At 62.3% G+C, this 18248-nt stretch carries 18 protein-coding genes; 9 read left to right on the top strand and 9 right to left on the bottom strand.

Translation table 11 applies throughout. The features are described from left to right. Positions 1 to 813 precede the first annotated feature (813 nt). Together C7440_RS14590 and C7440_RS14585 are read left to right on the top strand one after the other, a co-directional pair. Entirely contained in the window at positions 814 to 1155 is a 342-nt protein-coding gene (locus tag C7440_RS14590; protein ID WP_051019209.1) for a hypothetical protein, read from the top strand. Between the two features lie 11 nt (positions 1156 to 1166). Further along, positions 1167 to 1556 (top strand): hypothetical protein, encoded by a 390-nt coding sequence (locus tag C7440_RS14585; protein ID WP_051019210.1) that lies wholly within the window; start codon positions 1167 to 1169, stop codon positions 1554 to 1556. A gap of 68 nt (positions 1557 to 1624) precedes the next feature. Here C7440_RS14585 and C7440_RS14580 read toward each other — a convergent pair whose 3' ends face one another. Beyond that, positions 1625 to 2272 carry an FMN-binding negative transcriptional regulator gene (locus C7440_RS14580; RefSeq protein ID WP_017523265.1) on the bottom strand — a complete coding sequence of 216 codons (648 nt, stop codon included), beginning with the start codon at positions 2270 to 2272 and terminating at the stop codon, positions 1625 to 1627. 219 nt (positions 2273 to 2491) lie between these two features. Between C7440_RS14580 and C7440_RS14575 the strand changes: the two genes are divergently transcribed. The 7 genes from C7440_RS14575 (at position 2492) to C7440_RS14545 (ending at position 11301) form a co-directional block, all read left to right on the top strand. Further along, positions 2492 to 2728: a hypothetical protein gene (locus C7440_RS14575; protein ID WP_017523266.1), complete on the top strand. Its 237-nt coding sequence runs from the start codon at positions 2492 to 2494 to the stop codon at positions 2726 to 2728. Further along, a complete protein-coding gene (locus C7440_RS14570; protein WP_116519031.1) occupies positions 2721 to 4181 on the top strand; it encodes an alpha/beta hydrolase in 1461 nt (486 codons plus the stop codon). Before C7440_RS14575 ends, C7440_RS14570 begins: the two co-directional genes overlap by 8 nt. Beyond that, positions 4178 to 5251 carry an AI-2E family transporter gene (locus C7440_RS14565; RefSeq protein WP_116519030.1) on the top strand — a complete coding sequence of 358 codons (1074 nt, stop codon included), beginning with the start codon at positions 4178 to 4180 and terminating at the stop codon, positions 5249 to 5251. Before C7440_RS14570 ends, C7440_RS14565 begins: the two co-directional genes overlap by 4 nt. Beyond that, positions 5232 to 6665, top strand: coding sequence for a basic amino acid/polyamine antiporter (locus C7440_RS14560; protein WP_116519129.1), 1434 nt, complete (start codon positions 5232 to 5234; stop codon positions 6663 to 6665). The genes C7440_RS14565 and C7440_RS14560 overlap by 20 nt, the downstream gene beginning before the upstream one ends. Before the next feature lie 16 nt (positions 6666 to 6681). Further along, entirely contained in the window at positions 6682 to 7926 is a 1245-nt protein-coding gene (locus C7440_RS14555; RefSeq protein ID WP_116519029.1) for an arginine deiminase, read from the top strand. Positions 7927 to 8025: 99 nt separating this feature from the next. Continuing rightward, positions 8026 to 9468 (top strand): basic amino acid/polyamine antiporter, encoded by a 1443-nt coding sequence (locus tag C7440_RS14550; RefSeq protein ID WP_116519028.1) that lies wholly within the window; start codon positions 8026 to 8028, stop codon positions 9466 to 9468. Between the two features lie 3 nt (positions 9469 to 9471). Beyond that, on the top strand, positions 9472 to 11301 hold the full coding sequence (locus C7440_RS14545; RefSeq protein ID WP_116519027.1) for an SLC13 family permease: 1830 nt from the start codon (positions 9472 to 9474) through the stop codon (positions 11299 to 11301). 60 nt (positions 11302 to 11361) lie between these two features. Here the strand turns inward: C7440_RS14545 and C7440_RS14540 are convergent, their stop codons facing one another. The 8 genes from C7440_RS14540 to C7440_RS14505 form a co-directional block, all read right to left on the bottom strand. After that, positions 11362 to 12312, bottom strand: a complete 951-nt coding sequence (locus tag C7440_RS14540) for a 2-hydroxyacid dehydrogenase (protein ID WP_017523271.1) — start codon at positions 12310 to 12312, stop codon at positions 11362 to 11364. Next, a complete protein-coding gene (locus tag C7440_RS14535) occupies positions 12309 to 12638 on the bottom strand; it encodes an NIPSNAP family protein (RefSeq protein WP_017523272.1) in 330 nt (109 codons plus the stop codon). The genes C7440_RS14540 and C7440_RS14535 overlap by 4 nt, the downstream gene beginning before the upstream one ends. 49 nt (positions 12639 to 12687) lie before the next feature. Then, complete coding sequence (locus C7440_RS14530; RefSeq protein ID WP_017523273.1) at positions 12688 to 13980, bottom strand: TRAP transporter large permease; 1293 nt, start codon at positions 13978 to 13980, stop codon at positions 12688 to 12690. Beyond that, positions 13973 to 14455, bottom strand: a complete 483-nt coding sequence (locus tag C7440_RS14525; protein WP_017523274.1) for a TRAP transporter small permease — start codon at positions 14453 to 14455, stop codon at positions 13973 to 13975. Before C7440_RS14525 ends, C7440_RS14530 begins: the two co-directional genes overlap by 8 nt. Before the next feature lie 70 nt (positions 14456 to 14525). Continuing rightward, positions 14526 to 15569 (bottom strand): TRAP transporter substrate-binding protein, encoded by a 1044-nt coding sequence (locus C7440_RS14520; RefSeq protein WP_017523275.1) that lies wholly within the window; start codon positions 15567 to 15569, stop codon positions 14526 to 14528. A 46-nt stretch (positions 15570 to 15615) separates the two neighbouring features. Next, positions 15616 to 16563 (bottom strand): NAD-dependent epimerase/dehydratase family protein, encoded by a 948-nt coding sequence (locus C7440_RS14515; RefSeq protein ID WP_017523276.1) that lies wholly within the window; start codon positions 16561 to 16563, stop codon positions 15616 to 15618. Then, the gene (locus tag C7440_RS14510; protein WP_017523277.1) at positions 16560 to 17345 is read right to left on the bottom strand and encodes a hydroxypyruvate isomerase family protein; all 786 of its coding nucleotides are present in this window, start codon (positions 17343 to 17345) and stop codon (positions 16560 to 16562) included. Before C7440_RS14510 ends, C7440_RS14515 begins: the two co-directional genes overlap by 4 nt. 5 nt (positions 17346 to 17350) lie before the next feature. Continuing rightward, positions 17351 to 18247 carry an NAD(P)-dependent oxidoreductase gene (locus C7440_RS14505; RefSeq protein ID WP_026067701.1) on the bottom strand — a complete coding sequence of 299 codons (897 nt, stop codon included), beginning with the start codon at positions 18245 to 18247 and terminating at the stop codon, positions 17351 to 17353. Position 18248: the final 1 nt, after the last annotated feature.

Below are 18248 nucleotides of genomic sequence, written 5' to 3'. Positions count from 1 at the left end.
AGTCCAACAAAATCAGAGGTGAGGGCAGAGTAGATTCCGATGTAGCCAAAGGTGACTTTCGATCATGGTATTTTTCATGGCACCCGTGGCGTGCGCGCTTTTAATGTATTGAATTAAAATGACTTTTTCCCTCTATCTATAATAGAGTGGGAGTGACGAGGCTCCCGCATATTTACTAAACGCTGCGGCAGTGAACGCTACCGAAGATCGGTAGCGTTACCCAGTGACTATTGCGTAGACATCGAGCCATCTTGAGCCCCCGGCTTGGGGTCCGGGTAGGTTTGGTCGGGATCGGTGGGCGTGGGGTTTTCCATAGCGGGGCCCTGGGGCGACGCTGGGGGGGTGCTTTGAGTCCCCTCTGTGGCGGGATTCGGGTAGGTTCTGCCGGGATTGCTCGGTGTCCCGGGTTGTTCTGTAGTTCCCGCGCCCCTGTCTGGTGACCGGGGTGTGGACGGCGTGTTATTTTTTGCCCCCTCCGTAGCGCCATAGGTGTTGCCGGGGCTGGTCTGGTCTATCGACGATCCATCGTGGGCATGGTCGTTGTTGTTACGGTTTGTGTCGGTGGTGCCTGACATGGTTCCTGAAGCGTTGGCTCCGCCCGTTTTGCCTGTTCCGTCAGCATGTGCGAATGTTATGGACGATAGCGCTAGAGGCACGGAGCAAAGGGCGACGGCAAGTGCTTTTTTCATATTGATCTCCTGAGTTATGACCGAAAAACGGTCAACAGAAGGTAAGCAATGCCCGTGCCCCGCTTATGACGCCTCGGGCGCTTGAATTATCGGCACACTCCACCGTTTCCAAGGCATACCATCCATGACCATAGGCAAGATCATCCGGGCTCGGCCAATACTGTTCCTGTATGGCTTGATGGTTGTGACGCTGCTTGCCTTATTGCTGTTTCCGCCTGTGCCGCAGGACCAGGGCTACCATCATTTTGCCGACCAGCGTGAATTATTCGGCACGCCGCACTTTTGGGATGTGGTTTCCAACTTGCCTTTCGTCGTCGTGGGCGCAGCCGGTCTCAGGCAGTTTCGTCGCAATGCAAGCACGTTTGTACTGTTTGGCGGTATTTTCCTGACTGGTTTCGGTTCGGCTTACTACCATATCAACCCCAGCGATCAAACTTTGTTCTGGGACAGGCTACCCATGACGTAGGCTTTGCGGCAATGCTTTCGGCGGTAGTGCAGGAGCGCGTGGGTGAGAAGGCCGGCGCCACGCTGCTGTGGCCGCTGCTTGCCATCGGTGTTTGCAGCCTGCTTCTATGGCGCTGGACGGGCGATCTGCGGCTTTATGCATGGGCGCAGTTTTTTCCGTTGACCGCGTTGGTCATTATTCTGAGCCTGTTTCCGCCAAAATATACCGGCAGTCGATATTGGGTGGCTGCCGCAGCACTCTATGCACTGGCAAAGCTGCTGGAGCATTTTGATCATCAGGTTTATTCATTTGGCGGAGCTCTAAGCGGGCATACACTGAAGCATCTGGCCGCCGCCGCTGCGTGCTTTGCCATCTTAAGGGCATTCCAGCTGCGGCAGCCGCTAAGCGCTGTCGGCGGTTGAACCGCTGCTCCGTTTCAGCAGGCCGTGCATCAGCCCGATGGAGTCAGGCTGAAAACCACCCATGGGCATCAAGGGTCGGTCTGGCGCTTGGCCGCGGCACAGGCCAGCATTGCTTCCCCTATTGTGTTCTCGCCCAAAGCCTTGAGGGCTGCAGCGGCACCTTCAATATCGCGGGGTTCCTTGTTTTGGCCCAGCTTTGATTTGCCAAGCAAGGATGTGATCTCTATCTCGATGCCCACAATGGCCTTGAGCATCATGTCGATATATTCCCTGGGGCCGTCGCTCATTTTCCACGGCACGGGCTGCGAAGCTTCGTGCGTGTGGGTCAGCCGGCCTACCATGCCTCGTACATAACGCTCGTCGTCTCGTATGGTGACGCGACCGTGCGCATGGGCGACCCTGTAGTTCCATGTGGGAACCTGTTTGTGGAACTCGTGCTTGCTGGGATACCACTGGGGCGAGATGTAGGCATCTCCAGCCTGGAACACGGCCAATACGCGGTCCCCGGTGGAGATTTCCTGCCAAACCGGATTGGCCCGCGCCACGTGGGCGTGCAGGATGCCAAACTCGCCCTGGGAGGCATCCAGATGGAATGGAAGATGGTTTACGTCGAGACCGCGGTGGCTGTGCGTCACCAATAGCCCCAATGGATTTTGAGTAATCAGGCCATGTAGGACTTCGATCCGCGGTTCATTGAAGTGGGAAGGTATATACATGTCAGGGAATTCCGTAAGCAACCGAGCCTCAGCGATGCTGAAGATGATGCACTGATTCCCATGAAATTGCGAACGGGGGCGCAACTATCTGATTTCGGTGCCGCGCAGGTTCAGCGCCGGGCGCTTACAAAATTTACATAAGCTTGCGCGATTCAATTTTGAAGCATAAGCTTTGAATCCAGAAAAAGGGCAGTGACTACGCAGTACCAAGGAGAGTCAATGCATTTGAGGGGGCCGGGCTACGCATGGCGGGTCGTGCTTATACTGCTGGCTGCAGCCGCGGCAGCTTGCCATGAACGCACGAACGAAGCTGCGTTTTCCCTTCCCCCCATTGCGGTGCGTGTTGCCACCGTAGAGTCGCAGCCGATGCTTGTGCCGGCACGGGCCGTCCAACTGAGCCACGGCATCGCCAGCGTCATGGTGGTGGGGTGCCGCATTGGCGGCGGCGATGGCTAGGCCCCTGAAGAAGGTTCTGAAGGTACTGGGTCTTGTTATTGCCGTCGTGGCGGTAACGCTTCTGGGCGTGAGGCTGTACACGATGCAGCAAGGCCCGGCGCTTGAGCTGTGGCATACCTATCTGCCCGATGAGCTGCATGCCAGGAAGCTGGACAAGATGTCGTGGCGCGAGTTCGTCCAGCACGAAGACAGATTGTTCGAAGCGGTGCGCCAGCATGTCAATGCAAGGATCGAATCCGACGACCGGGTAGAGGGCAATCGCTATTTCGATGGCGCCAAGGTCAATCCAGGCCATTTCGCGCACGACTGGAACCGCTCGTACGTTCTGACGCCGGAGGGCGAGCCGGTGGGCGCCGCGGTGCTGTTGCATGGCCTTACCGATTCGCCCTATGTGCTTCGGCACATCGCCCGCCATTACCAGTCGGTGGGATACGTCGTGGTCGCGATCCGGCTGCCGGGCCACGGCACGGTACCGGCCTCATTGACCGACGTTGGCTGGCACGACTGGCTGGCGGCCACGCGGCTGGCCGTACGAGAGGCGCGCCGCAGGGTGCCGGCACCGCGGCCGCTGCACATGGTGGGCTTTTCGAATGGCGGAGCGCTGGCGCTGATGCACTCGATGCAGGCGCTGGATGACCCCGGCCTGGCCCGGCCGGATCGCCTTGTGCTGATATCGCCCATGGTGGGGGTGACGCGCTTTGCGGCCTTTGCGGCCTTTGCCGGCCTGGCGGGCTTGCCGGCCGTGTTTCCGGCGTTCGCCAAGGCGGCCTGGCTGCGCGTCGTGCCGGAGTACAACCCGTTCAAATACAACTCCTTTCCGATCAGGGCGGCCCGCGAATCGCATGAACTTACCATGGCCTTGCAGAAGGAACTGCAACAACGGCAGCGCGATGGGACACTGGACCAGCTGCCACCCATCATCAGCTTCCATTCCGTGCTCGATTTCACGGTAAGTACGCGGGCGCTGATCAATGAGCTTTATGCGCGTCTTCCCGAGAACGGCAGCGAGCTGGTGCTGTTCGACTGGAACCGTGCAACACGCCTTGGGCCGCTGTTCCGCCGCGGGGTCGAATGGGCGGTGGCGGGAGCCTTGCCCGACCAGCCGCGCAACTACCGCCTGACCATCATCACCAATTCCAGCCCTTCGTCGCGCAACATGATCGAGCGGATCATCGAGCCGGGAACGCTCGAGGTGGCCGACAGGCCCCTGGACATGAGCTACCCGCCAGACGTGTATTCGCTCTCGCATGTAGCCTTGCCGTATCCGCCCGACGATGCGCTGTACGGGCAGCATCCGGACAATATAGAGGAGTTCGGCATCAGCCTGGGGGCAATGTCCATGCATGGGGAAGTGGGCGCGTTCGTGGTCGACATGGACACGCTGGCGCGGCTCACGTCCAACCCATTCTATTCCTATCTATTGCAGCGTATCGACGGCGTAATCCCACGATGAGAAGATCCCGCACTGACCGCACCTCGTTGCACGACCACACCGAATTGCGGGTATCGGTGCGCATCATCTGCTGCATTCTCGTGCTGGGGCTGTTGCATGTGGCCAGCTCGGTCTTCATTCCATTGGCCTTTGCGCTGTTCACCATTGCGCTCGTGGCGCCCGTGCACCACTGGCTGCACCTGCGCATGCCCGCCCCGCTGGCGTCGCTGCTGACATTGCTCATGACTGTGGCCGGGCTGGCGGTATTCCTGCTTCTTGCCGGCTGGGGGTTCAGCCTGATCGCGCAGTGGATCATCGTCAATGCCGCCCGGCTTCAGAGCCTGTTCGTCCTTCAGACCGAGAGCCTGCATCCGCATGGCACCATGCTGATGGGCATGTTCCTCGACAACTTCAATGCCTCGTGGCTGCTTCGGGCCGTGCAAGAGATCGCGCTCCGGGTAAACAGCATGGTGGGGCTGTTCGTACTGACCATCATTTTCGTGGCCTTGGGCCTGTTCGAGCTGGACGGCGCGGCCGGCCATGTCGAGAACCTGCTGGGGCGGCGAAGCAGTCGCAGGTGGGCCCTGGCGGCCAGGCAGATCAGCAGCAAGCTGCGCCGCTACATGATCATCCGCACGCTTGCCAGCGTGCTGACCGGCCTGACGGTATGGCTGTTTGCCATGTATGCGGGCCTGGAGCTGGCCACCGCCTGGGGCGGATTGGCGTTTCTCCTTAATTACATTCCGTTCCTGGGGCCTTTGGTGGCCACTGTATTTCCCACGCTGTTTGCCTTCGTGCAGTACGAAACGTGGCAGGCCGCCCTGGGCGTATTTCTGGCGCTCAATTTCATCCAGGTCATCTATGGCTCTTACATGGAGCCCCGGCTTGCCGGAAACGCGTTCTCGTTGTCCCCGCTGATGGTGATGGTGGCTGTTTTCTTCGGCGGACTGGTGTGGGGCATACCCGGTGTCTTCATTGGCGTTCCCGTGTTGATTACCGTGATGACAGCCCTGGTTCCCCGACGGGCGATCCGTCGTCGTTCTTGTGGCTTTCCTTCTGAAGAGGTGAATGATGGCAAGCAGTGCAGATAAGAAACTGGGGCTGCTGGCCCTGACGGGCATGGTGGTCGGATCAATGATCGGCGCCGGCATTTTTTCCTTGCCCCGTACCTTTGGGGGCGCCACGGGAGTGGTCGGCGCCATCATCGCCTGGATCATTGCCGGCGCGGGCATGTATACCCAGGCGAGGGTGTTCCAGAGCCTGGCCGAGCGCAAACCCGATCTCGATGCCGGCGTATTTGCCTACGCCAAGGCGGGTTTCGGCAACTATCTGGGCTTTCTTTCGGCCTTTGGGTACTGGATAGGAAGCTGCATCGGCAACGTGTCGTACTGGGTGCTGATCAAGTCGACGCTGGGCGCTTTCTTTCCTGTGTTCGGAGACGGCAACACGGTGTTGGCCATCGCGGCCGCGTCGATCGGCATATGGCTGTTCCACTTCATGATATTGCGGGGAGTGCAGCAGGCGGCCTTCATCAACGCCGTCGTCACTGTTGCCAAGATCATTCCCATCCTGGCGTTCATCATCATTCTCATCTTCTCTTTCAAGTTCGACCTGTTCCGGGCGAATCTATGGGGCGACCTTGGAGGGGGAGGGGGCGGCGGCAGCCTGTTCCAGCAGGTGCGCATGACGATGCTGGTCACGGTGTTCGTCTTTCTGGGCATCGAAGGGGCCAGTGTGTATTCACGCTATGCCAGCAAGCGGTCGCATGTGGGTATTGCAACGCTGATCGGTTTTGTGGCGGCGCTGGCATTGATGGTGCTGGTCACGCTGCTGCCTTATGCCGTGCTCGCGCAACCCGAGATCGCGGGTCTGCGCCAGCCTTCCATGGCCGGCGTGCTTTCTGCGGTGGTCGGGCCATGGGGTGCGGTGTTCGTCAGTGTGGGCCTGCTGATTTCAGTGCTCGGCGCCTATCTTGCCTGGTCGTTGATTTGCGCCGAAGTGCTGTTCGCTGCCTCGAAGAACGAAGACATGCCCCGCGCGTTCGGCCGCGAGAACAGGAACGGCGTGCCGGCAACCGCACTGTGGCTCACGAACGTCATCGTGCAGATACTGGTCATCAGCACCTACTGGTCCAATGACGCGTTCGCGCTGATGCTCAGCCTGACAAGCGCCATGTCGCTGATTCCGTACTTCCTGGTCGCCGCCTTCGGCTTCATGCTGGCCAAGCGGGGTGAAACGTACGAGGACGGCGTCGGCCGCAATCGCGACCTGGCCGTCGCGGCCATCGCAGCGTTGTACACCGCCTTCATGATCTATGCCGGCGGGATGAAATTCGTCCTGCTCTCGGCGCTGTTGTATGCGCCGGGGTCGGCCTTGTATTACTGGGCCCGGCGCGAGCTGGGTCGAAAGCTTTTCACGGGGTTCGAGCTTGCGGTCTTCATCGTCGCATGGATAGGCTGCATTGCGGCCGTCATCGGACTATTGCGCGGCTGGATAACGATTTAACCCGTAGGAGAACAACATGGCTGAAACTATAGAGTTTGGTGTTCATTCGGAAGTAGGGCAGTTGCGCACCGTCATGGTCTGCGCGCCCGGGCGCGCCCACGAGCGCCTCACCCCTTCAAATTGCGATGCGCTGCTGTTCGACGACGTGATGTGGGTCGAGAACGCCAAAAGAGACCATTTCGATTTCATGACCAAGATGCGCGACCGGGGCGTCGAGGTGCTTGAAATGCACAACTTGCTAGCCGAAACCGTGGCCATTCCGGAAGCCAGGAAATGGATTCTGGACAACCAGGTGGTTGCCGACCAGGTGGGCCTGGGGCTTATCGACGAAATCCGCGGCTATCTCGAAGAGCTTCCCGCGCGCAAGCTGGCCGAGACGCTTATCGGGGGCTTGTCGACCGACGAGTTCCCCGAGTCAGTGGGGGGAGCCCAGCTGGCGCTCATCAAAGAAGCCGCGGGCGTTACCGAGTACCTGCTTCCGCCGCTGCCCAACACGCTTTATACGCGCGACACCACGTGCTGGATCTACAACGGCGCCACGTTGAATGCCCTGTATTGGCCGGCCCGCCATGAAGAGACCATTCTGACGGCTTCCATCTACAAATTCCATCCCAGGTTTGCCGGCAAAGTGAACGTCTGGTGGGGCGACCCCACGGTCGATCATGGGCTGGCAACCCTCGAGGGCGGCGATGTCATGCCCATCGGCAATCGCACCGTGCTCATCGGCATGAGCGAGCGCAGCTCGCGCCAGGCCATCAGCCAGCTTTCGGCTTCGCTGTTCGAGCGCGGCGTGGCCGATCGCGTCATCGTGGCCGCGATGCCCAAGCTGCGCGCAGCCATGCATCTGGACACCGTACTGACATTTGCCGACCAGGACTGCTTGCTCATCTATCCGGACATCGTCGACAAGATCCAGGCATTCTCGTATCGTCCGGGCAGCAAGCCCGGCCAGCTGGAACTGCACAAGGACGAAGGCCATCTTACGGAGGTCATCGGCAAGGCGCTGGGCGTGTCCAGGATGCGTGTCGTGGAAACAGGGGGCAATGCCTATCTTCGCGAGCGCACGCAGTGGGACAGCGGCGCCAACCTGGTGTGCGTTTCCCCAGGGGTGGTGCTGGCCTACGACCGTAATGTCTACACCAACACATTGCTTCGCAAGGCCGGCATCGAGGTGATCACTTTCGTAGGGGCCGAGCTTGGAAGAGGGCGTGGCGGCGGCCACTGCATGACATGCCCGATCTCGCGCGATGCATATGAATAAGCTGCCGTGAATCCGGGGCGCGCCGCAGGCGCACGTTGCAATGTGATTCGGGGCGTCGCTGCGCGCGCCGCCATCTCGTAGCAGGAGGCTATCTTGAACATGGAACCCGCCAAGCTTTCCCGGACAGCGCTGATTGCCATGGTGGTTGGTTCCATGGTGGGCGCGGGCATCTTCTCTTTGCCCAGCGTGTTCGCGCGTTCCACCGGACCCCAGGGCAGCCTCGTCGCCTGGGCCATTGCCGGCGTGGGCATGCTGACGCTGGCCATGGTGTTCCAGTTTCTTGCCCGCAGGCGCCCCGAGCTGGATTCCGGCATATTCATCTATGCGAAGAAGGGGTTCGGCCCCTATGTCGGCTTTCTGGCCGCCATGGGCTACTGGACGGCGGCCTGCCTGGGCAACGTCAGCTATTTCGTGGTGTTCAAGGCCACCCTCGGCGCCTTGTTTCCCATTTTCGGCGACGGCGACACGCTGCCTGCCGTGCTGGTGTCGTCGGTGCTGCTGTGGGCCACGCATTTCGGTATTTTGCGCGGCATCAAGCAGGCTGCCGGGATGAACACGGTGGTAACCATTGCCAAGATCGTGCCCATCCTGATCTTCATCGCTTGCGTGGCTCTTGCCATCGACACCGACGTGCTGATGGAGAACATCCGCGAAGGCGCCGGCCCCGGCCAGGGCAGTTTGGTCGAGCAGGTCAGGGGCACGATGCTGGTCACCGTTTTCGTGTTTCTGGGCGTCGAGGGCGCCAGCGTCTATTCGCGCTACGCCAAGAATCGGGATGACGTGGCGTTCGCCACGGTAACAGGGTTTCTGCTTGTCCTGGCATTGCTGGTTTCAGTCACGCTGCTGTCGTATGGCATTTTGCCGCGTGCGGAACTTGCGGGCCTGCGCAACCCTTCGATGGCGGGCGTGCTGCAGGCCGCCGTAGGACCCTGGGGGGCCGTGCTGGTCAGCGTGGGGCTCATGGTGTCGGTGGCCGGCGCCTATCTGTCGTGGATACTGCTGGCCGCCGAAGTGCTGCATGCGGCGGCCCGCTTCGGAACCATGCCCGAGTTCCTGAGCCGTCAGAACCGGCACGGTGTTCCCCACAAGGCGCTGTGGCTCAGCAACGGCGTGGTGCAGGTGTTTCTGCTGGGAACGCTGTTTACGCAGGATACTTTTGTCCTGATAAAGAGCCTCGCCAGCTCCATGAGCCTGGTGCCGTACTTTTTCGTGGCCGGCTTCGGCCTGTTGCTGGCGTCTCGCGGAGAGACCTATCAGGGCTGGAGCCCGCGCCGCTGCTTCGAGCTGTGCGTTGCCGCCGTCGCGACGATCTATGCAATAGTAATGATCGTGGCAGGGGGATTCGATTTTTTTGTGCTGTCGTCCCTGATCTACGCGCCAGGCACGATTCTTTTCGTCATCGCCCGGAAAGAGCAGCGCAGCCACGTTTTCGATGGCTTCGAATGGGCCATCTTCGGCGCTATTGTGCTGGCGGCCGCAGCCGGCCTTTGGGGGCTGGTGTCGTCCGGCATGACGCTTACCACTACCGCAGTCGGGCATTGACGCATGCAGCCCGTGACAGCCGACCTTGCCATTGTTCTTGCCATGCTGGGCGGGGCGATCGCGCTTTTCCTGGCCGGAAGGCCGCGTGCCGACGCCGTGGCGCTGCTCGTCCTGCTGCTATTGCCCTTAAGCGGCCAGGTAACGCTGCGGGAAGCGCTAGAGGGCTTTTCCAATCCCAACATCATATTGATCGCCTGCCTGTTCGTCATCGGCGAGGGGCTGGTCAGGACAGGGGTGGCGCAGAAGGTGGGCGACTGGCTGCTGCACCACGCCGGAACCAGCGAAAGCCGCCTGATGATCATGCTGATGGCGGTCGTCGGCCTGATGGGCTCGATAATGAGTTCATCGGCCGTGGTTGCCGTCTTCATACCCATAGTCCTGCGCATCTGCCGGCAATCGGCGATTTCAAGCCGAAAGATACTGATGCCCATGGGCATGGCGGCCGCGAGCAGCGGCATGCTTACCTTGGTGGCCACGACCCCCAATCTGATCATAAGCAGCGCGCTCGTCTACAGCGGGTACAAGGGATTTTATTTCTTCGACTTTACGCCCATCGGCGTGGCCATCATGGCGGCGGGCATCGTATATATGCTGGCCGCAAGGCATCTTCTGGGCGAGGGGCGCGCGGCAAGCGCCAGAAGCCGGCCGAGCATCGGCAACTGGGCGGCCAGGTACGGGTTGTACGAACGAACCCACCGCTTGCGGGTGGAGCGTGGCTCTGAGCTGGTGGGGCGCCGCCTGGGCGCCTGCAGCCTCGATCTCGAGGGCGAGGGCCGGGTCGTTGCGATCGAACGCAGCTCGCGGTTCGCCCGGGCAGTATTGCACGCCACGCCCGACCACGTCGTGGACGCCGGAGACATCCTGCTTTTCAACGTCGATGACAAAGCATTCGATATCGAGTCGTTCTGCGCCAGGCTGGAGCTTGAGCGCCTGGCCATGAGCGCAGCCTACTTCTCGGATCAGGCGCGCGACGTGGGCATGGTCGAGGTGATCGTGCCGCCTGAATCCCATCTGGTGAACACGCCTGTAATGAACTCGGCGGCACTGGCGCAGCACGGCTTGTCGGTGATGGGCGTCTGGCGCGGAAGCAAGGCCCTTGACAGGCTGCACGACGCCAAGCTCAGGGTAGGGGACACCATGCTGTTGGTCGGCCCTTGGAAAGGCATTTTCTCCCTTCAGTCCGAAGAGCACGACGTAGTAAGCCTGGCCTTGCCGATCGAAACCGACGCCCTGGTGCCCGTGCCCGAGAAAGCGCTGCATGCCCTGTTCTCTTTGGGCGTGGTCGTGCTGCTGCTGTTGACGGACTGGGTGCCGAATGTCATGGCGGGCCTGATCGGCTGCATGCTGATGGGACTGTTCGGCAGCATTACGCTGGATGCCGCCTACCGGGCCATCAATTGGCGCGTCCTGATTCTTATTATCGGCATGCTGCCGTTTTCGATTGCGCTGAGGCACAGCGGAGGCATAGACCTTGCCGCCGACATGCTGCTCGATCTGGCTGGTTCCTGGGGCCTCTATGCGCAGCTGGGGCTCCTGTTCCTGGCCACCATAGTGCTGGGAATAGCCATCTCGGGCACCGCCACGGCGGTGCTGATGGGGCCTGTCGCCATCTCCATGGCACAGGAACTGAATGCGTCGCCGCACGCGTTTGCAATGGCCGTGGCCATTGCCGCCTCGGCGGCCTTCATGTCGCCGGTGTCGACACCGGCCAATGCATTGGTCAGCGTGGCGGGGGGATACAAGTTCAGCGAGTACCTGAAGATCGGCACCCCGTTGATGTTGATGGCGCTGGCCGTCAGCGTCGTCTTGATCCCCTGGCTGTTCCCACTATAGTGGGCGGGGCCGCGGCAGGCGCCGTGCGCCTCCGGGCCCTATGGCACTGTGGAATGCGGGTCAGGGTCCGACCGGTGTGACCAAGCGTCCGTCGGCCAGAAAAGCGCGAATATTGTCCAGCACCAGGCCGCACATGGCCGCCCGGGTTTCGCGGGTTGCGCTGCCGACATGGGGCAGAAGCACGACATGTTCGTTGGCGATCAGCGCGGCGGGTACTTCGGGCTCGTGTTCGAACACGTCAAGGCCCGCGCCGGCCAGCTCGCCATTCTCAAGGGCCGCAACCAGGGCTTCTTCGTCGACCACCGTGCCGCGTGAAATATTGACCAGATACCCTTGCGGCCCCAGGGCCTTCAGCACGTCGGCGGAAACCAGATGGAAGGTCTCGGGGCTGCCGGGGCAGGCCACGATCAGGAAGTCGCACCATTGCGCCAGGGCGATCAGCGAGGGTTCGTGCTGCCATGGCAACTGAGGTTTCGGGCTGCGCGTGTGATAGCGGATGTCCATGTCGAAACCGGTGGCGCGACGAGCTATGACCTGGCCGATTCGGCCCATGCCCAGCATGCCCAGGCGCTTGCCGCTTACCCGGGTGCTTGGGCTGGTGGGGCCGACCCGGGGCCAGTCGCCGCGCCGCACGTGGCGATCGGAGGCCGAGAGGCCGCGCACCGCGTCGATGAGCAGGCCCATGGCCAGGTCGGCCACGCAGTCGTTGAGGACGTCCGGCGTGTTGCTGAGCATCAGCCCGCGGGCCCGGACGGCGTCCATGTCGATGGCGTCGTAGCCCACGCCCAGGCTGCAGATTGCCTGCAGATTGGGCAGCGCGTCGATAAGGCCGCGAGTGGCGCCCTGTGTTCCGGTGGTGACCAGCACGGTGAATTCATTGCCTTGCCGCTGCAGAAAGGCGGCGGGATCGGGCTTGTCGCTGAGTATCTCGACGGGGCACAGGGCAGGCAGCTTGCTGGCCAGGGGCGGCGGCAGCGGGCCCGCCTGGAGAATCTTGTGGGTGCTCGTCATGGCTTGGATGCGAAAGCGGTGAAATCCACCTGTTGAAGAATGGCGTTGCTCTGGCGCAATACCTGGCCGGCCGCGGCGGCCTTGCGCCGGTAGGCAAGCCAGCGGGGGTCGGCCTCGAGCGCGGCGCGGCGGCGCTGCCGGTCGGCCATGTCGGTGTAGGCCCATAGGTGCACCACCTGATTCAGCTCACCGACTTCGGTGGTGTAGTAGCCCAGTGGCGTGCCCAGGTGCTCGGTCTGCACGGCCAGGCCTTCGGCGGCGTAGAGCGCCAGAAAATCGCGCATCAGGCCCGTGCGTATGATGTAGGTTCTATGGTCGACGATCATGTTGCATATCTCTTGGACGGCCGCAGCCGTCCCGTAGTGTTGAGGATCCCTAGCCCAGGTATCTGGGCAGAAGCAGTGATATCACCGGAAACGCCAGCAGCACGGCCAGGCGAACGATGTCGGCCACCACGAATGGGATGACGCCCCGGTACAGCGTGGTCATTGATACATCGGGCAAAAGGCTTTTAAGCACCATCACGTTCATGCCCACGGGCGGCGTGATGAAGCTGATCTCGGTGACCACCACCACGATGATCCCGAACCAGATCAGGTCGAAGCCCAGATGCTGCACCAGGGGATAGAAGATGGGCACCGTAAGCAGCACCATCGACATGCTTTCCAGCACGGCGCCGAGAACGATGTATATCGCGCAGATCAGTAATATCACGATCATCGGGTCGATGTTGAAGCGCTGTACCCAGTCTTGCAGATCGCCTGGCAACGAGGTGAAGTTGATGAAGCTGGCGAACAGCAGTGCGCCGATCAGCACCATGAACAGCATGCCGGTGGTGCGGGCCGATTCCACCAGCACCTCGGAGAGCACCTGCCAGGTCAGCCGGCGGCGCAGCAGGGCGAACAGGAAGGCGCCGCAAGCGCCGATGCCCGCCGCCTCGGTAGAGCTGAATACCCCGCCGTAGATGCCCCCCATGACCAGTGCGAAAAGCGCCAGTACGCCCCATACGTCGCGCAGTGCGCCCAACCGTTCCGGCCAGCCCATGCGCTCGCCGGGCGGGCCGGATTCCGGCTTGCGCCATATCGTCCATCGGACCGCAAGCAGATAGCAGCCGACGGCCAGGATGCCCGGCAGGATGCCTGCGGCAAACATCTTGCCTATGCTCTGCTCGGTAAGGATGGCGTAGACAACCATCACCACCGAGGGCGGGATGAGTATGCCCAGCGTGCCGCCCGCGGCGATGGACCCCGATGCCAGTTCGCGGCTGTATCCCAGCCTGCGCATCTCGGGATAGGCCACCTTGGACATGGTCGCGGCGGTGGCAAGGCTCGAGCCGCATACCGCGCCGAAGCCGCCGCAGGCCACGACGGTGGACATGGCCAGGCCTCCCTTGCGATGGCCCAGAAAGGCATAGGCGGCGGTATAGAGTTCTTTGGACAGTCGCGCGCGAGTGATGAAGTTGCCCATCAGGATGAACAGCGGCAACACCGAAAGCAGGTACTGGAATCCGCTTTCACGGACGACCGCTCCGGTCATTGCATAGGCCGACGGCCAATTGCGCATGATTCCGACGCCTACAAAGCCCACCAGGGCCATGGAGAACGCCACCGGCACGCGCAGGAAGATCAGGGCCAGCATGGCCGCGAAGCCGATCAGCGCTTCAGTCATGGGCGGTCTCCCTGTGCAAGTCTTTGTACAGCAGGCCCAGTTGCACTGCGGTATTGATAAACAGCATGATGCTCATGAAGTAAACGACCGGAGCCAGCGGCAGCCCCAGCATGGTGGTTTGGTCGCCATATTCCAGGGCCGATTCGGCCTGGCTCCAGCTGACCACGGCCAGCAGGGCGCTGATCCCGGCGGCCAGCAGGTGCGTGGCGGTGTTGGCGACCCGCGCGCCCATTTCTCCGAAGGGAAGCGGCAGCAGGTCGACCACGACGTGCTCGCGTTTCATTGTGGCCAGTACGATGCCGCAGAAGATGACTCCGACCATGAGTATCTCGGTAAGCTCGACCGAACCCATCACCGACACATTGAAGACATAGCGGCCCAGCACGTCGGCGAGCGTCAGCAGGGCCAGGGCGGCCATGCATAGCTCGGTCAGGCGGCGCAGGCCGGCAATCAGCAGGGAGAATATGGGTTTCATGATTTATGGCTTCGTGGCGGTGGCGGCGCGGCGGGCGCGCCGTGGATCTGCGGAAGTCGGTAGATGGAAATCAGCTGCCGCTTTCCAGCTCTTTGAGGTTGGCACGGAAATCCGCAAGCGCAGCCGGCCCGTCGATGCCCTTGGCCTTGGCGGCTTCCAGCCAGGCCTGCTCGAACTGCGCCGTGCGTTCCTTCACGGCGGCGATGAGCTCGGGGCTGGCCTGGTGGATGGCCACGCTGTGCTCCTTCAGCGTCTTCATGGCGGCCACGTCGGCATCGCCCCAGGCCTTGCCGCCCATGCGGGCGATGTGCTCTCCAGACAGGCTGAGCAGTATCTTGCGGTCACCCTCGGAAAGGCGGTCGAACGCGCCCTGGTTCATGATGATGCCGTGCACGTCGGCATAAAGCCCGCCGGGGAATACCGTGGCGTGCTTGACGACTGTGTCGAGGCGGAAAGAGGCGATGGACTCGGGCGGGAAGAGCACGCCGTCCACGACCCCGGTGCTTAGCAATTCGTAGGATTCGGGCGCGGGCTTGACCACCGCGTTGACATTCAGGGCCTTGGCCAGGTCGGCCTGTATGCCGCCGCCGATGCGCAGTTTCAGGCCATCGAAGTCTTCGATGGTCTTCACTTCTTTTTCGGTGGTGTAGACGCCGCCCGGCCCGTGGCCGTATATGCCCAGAAGCTTGATGCCGCGATGCTCGTTGGCGCCCTGCAGGTACTTGTCGTAGGTGCGCCATGCGGCAACGGAGGTCGACTCTGCCGTGTTGCCCGAGAAGGGCAGGACGGCGAACTTCATCAGGTCGAAGCGGCCGGGGTAGTAAGAGTACGAAATGAACGCCAGGTCGACCACGCCGTTGCGCACCGCGTCAAGATGCCCCACGGGGTTGGTGACGGGTTTTGTGAGGAAGTTGATCTTGACGCGGCCCTCGGTGGCTTTCTCGACTTCTTTCGCCCAAGGCATCATGAAGTTGGAAACCAGGATATGCGTATGGGGAATCCAGGCGGAGAAAGTCAGTTCGACGGGCTTGTCGGCGGCTTTGGCGGGGCCGGCCGCTATGGCGAGGGTGGTCAGGGCGACACCCAGCAGGCGAGAAATCCAGGGGTTCTTCATGGGAAGTTCCTTTCTTTGGTGGTAGAGGGACAGCAAAAGCAGGGCGTCATGATGCAAGCGCCCTTTCAATCAGGGTGACGATGTCGCCGTCGTGGCACATGCCCAGGCGGTCGGCGATTGTAGTGACAAGGGGAGGCCACTGTGCAAACTGTTGCTGAAGCGCCGGCTTGAGCTGGAAGCTCAGCCCCGCGTCGGCCGACGGGCCGTAGCGCGAGCGCATGGCGGTTATCAGTTCCGACACCTGGATGCGCTGGGCAGGAAGGTTCCATGCCCGGCCTTCAGGAAGGCGGCTGCTTTCGACTGTGGCTGCCTGCATCAGGTGTTGGGTGCAGGCGGGCAGCGAAAGCAGCCACATCCAGCCGTCGGGCCCTATGGGGCAGTCCCAAGGGCTTCCTTCGGCGAGCGCGCGGATGAGCATGCTGGCGAACGATGAAAGGGCGGTGTCGGCGGTGGCCGGCCGAGCCACCACAGTGGGCAGGCGGACGGCGCGGCCGTCGAGCCAGCCGCGGCGGCTGTAGTCGGCAAGCAGCAGCTCCATCATGCGTTTTTGCGTGCCGTAGCTGAGCGTGGGCGCGGGCGCAGTGTCGTCATTAACCTGGTCGGGCAGGGGCGCGCCGTATACGCCGATGCTGCTGCTGAACACCATGACGGGGCATTGCCCCTGCCGCCGCAAATGTTCAAACAGGGCAAGGGTGCACTGCAGGTTGACACGCAAGCCCAGCGAAAAATCTTCTTCGGCGCGCCGGCTGGTAATGGAGGCCAGATGAAAAACGGTATCGGGCGTGCTTGACGTGGCTTCCGCAAGCACGGTCTTGTCGCACAGGTCTCCTGCGACCAAGTGCACGCCGGGTGCGCCATGAAAGGCATGATGTTCGAATGCGTGATCGGCAAGCGTCAGGCTTTGCAGGCCGCCCGTTGCCAGGCGGGACGCCAGGACGCGGGCCAGAGCCTGGCCAATATAGCCATTGGCGCCCGTAAGCAGCACGTTCTTCATTGCAGCACCCCGCAGTCGCGCAGGGGCTGGCACCAGGCAAGATTGTCCGCAGGCATGCCGCGGGGCTGGTATTCGCAACCCAGCCAGCTGTCGTAGCCCAGGCCCGGCAGGGCCGACACGCCTTCCAGCAGGCCGTGCAGGCCCAGGTCGGGTTCGTGCCGGCCCTCGGCGCCCGCAATCTGCACGTGGCCGATCCAGGGGCCGCTTGCGGCCACGGTCGAGGGCACGTCGAGGCCCTCTTTGACACAGTGGTAATAGTCGAATTGCAATCGCAGGCGTGGTGAGTCGAACAGGTTCAGCACTTCTATGGCCTGTTCGGGCAGGTGATAGAAATAGCCTGGGGCATCGCCGCGGTTGAGCGCTTCAAGCGTCAGCACCAGGTCGTCGCTTTCGGCCAGCGCCAGCGCATGGCCGAGGTTGCGGCGCAGAGCGTCCATGCAGGCTTCGCGAGCCATGCCGCTTATGTCTCCGGCCATGACGTGGATGCGGCGACAGCCGGTCGCCTGCGCAACGGAGCGGGCCTGGTCGAACGCCTGCTGGAATTGCGCCTGGGCGCCGGGGATGGCCGCCCAGCCCAGGCGCCCCCGGCCTGGGCCGATGGGGGTGTTGATGAGGACGAGCGATTGCTCCGCATCGTGCAGGAGCCTGGCATACCAGGCGGGTGGATGATCGTAGGGCAGCAGAATTTCCACGCCGCGGAAGTCGTCGCGCGTCGCTGCCTCGAAGCGCTTGCTCCAGTCGAGATGCCGATAAAGCCAGCTGAGGTTGGCACAGAGCTGCATTGCGCCTAACCGTCGACCTGACGCAGGAAGGCGTCGCGCTGCCGGGGCAGCACCACGCTGACCACGGAGGAGAGTTCGGCCTGTGCCAGGCCCAGTGCGTCGGCCAGGCGAAGCATCTGCTGCACGCTGGCCGTTACGGGCATGGGTGCGCCGCTTTGCCGGGCATTGGCGATGACCGTGTCCACGTCCTTGAGCATGGTGGACAGCGCGCCGATGCTGCTGGGGGAAGGGTCGATCATGCGCGGGGCGAATATCTGCAGGGGTTTCGAGTCGGCCCAGCCGCCCGCCAGCGCGGGCGCGAGCTTGCGCACGTCGATGCCGTTGCGCTCGGCGAAACCGATGGCCTCGGCCAGCGCCACGACGGCGGCGGCCACCAGGGTCTGGTTGCACAGCTTGGTGGCCTGGCCGGTGCCCGAGGGCCCCATGTGCGTGATGTTGCCCGCATAGGCGCGCATGGCCAGCGATGCTTGCGGAATATGGGCTTCGTTGCCGCCCGCCATGATGGCCAGGGTGCCGGCTTCTACGCCGGGCACGCCTCCCGAGACCGGGGCGTCGATCCAGTCGGCGCCATTGGCCTCTGCCAGGCGGGCCGCCATGAGTCGGGTGGCCTCAGGGTCGATGCTGGAGTGGTCCGCCAGCCACTTCAGCCCGCTCGCCTGCGCCACGCCTTCGGGGCCGAATACAACGGCTTCAACCGCCTTTGAATCGAACAGGCATACCAGTACGCCATCGACGTCCTGGGCGGCTTCGCGCGGATGCGCCACCACCTGGGCGCCCAGGGCGGCCAGCGGCTGGGCCTTTGCCGCCGAGCGGTTCCATACTTTTACTTCATGGCCTGCCGCTAGAAGACGCCGCACCATGGCGGCGCCCATCAGCCCAAGACCGCAAAATCCAAGTTTCATT

This window comes from Pusillimonas noertemannii (assembly GCF_003096595.1).
GTDB classification, from domain to species: Bacteria; Pseudomonadota; Gammaproteobacteria; order Burkholderiales; family Burkholderiaceae_B; genus Pusillimonas; species Pusillimonas noertemannii.
The sequence above is the reverse complement of the archived record's forward strand: the minus strand, read 5'-3'. Positions and strand labels throughout refer to the sequence as shown.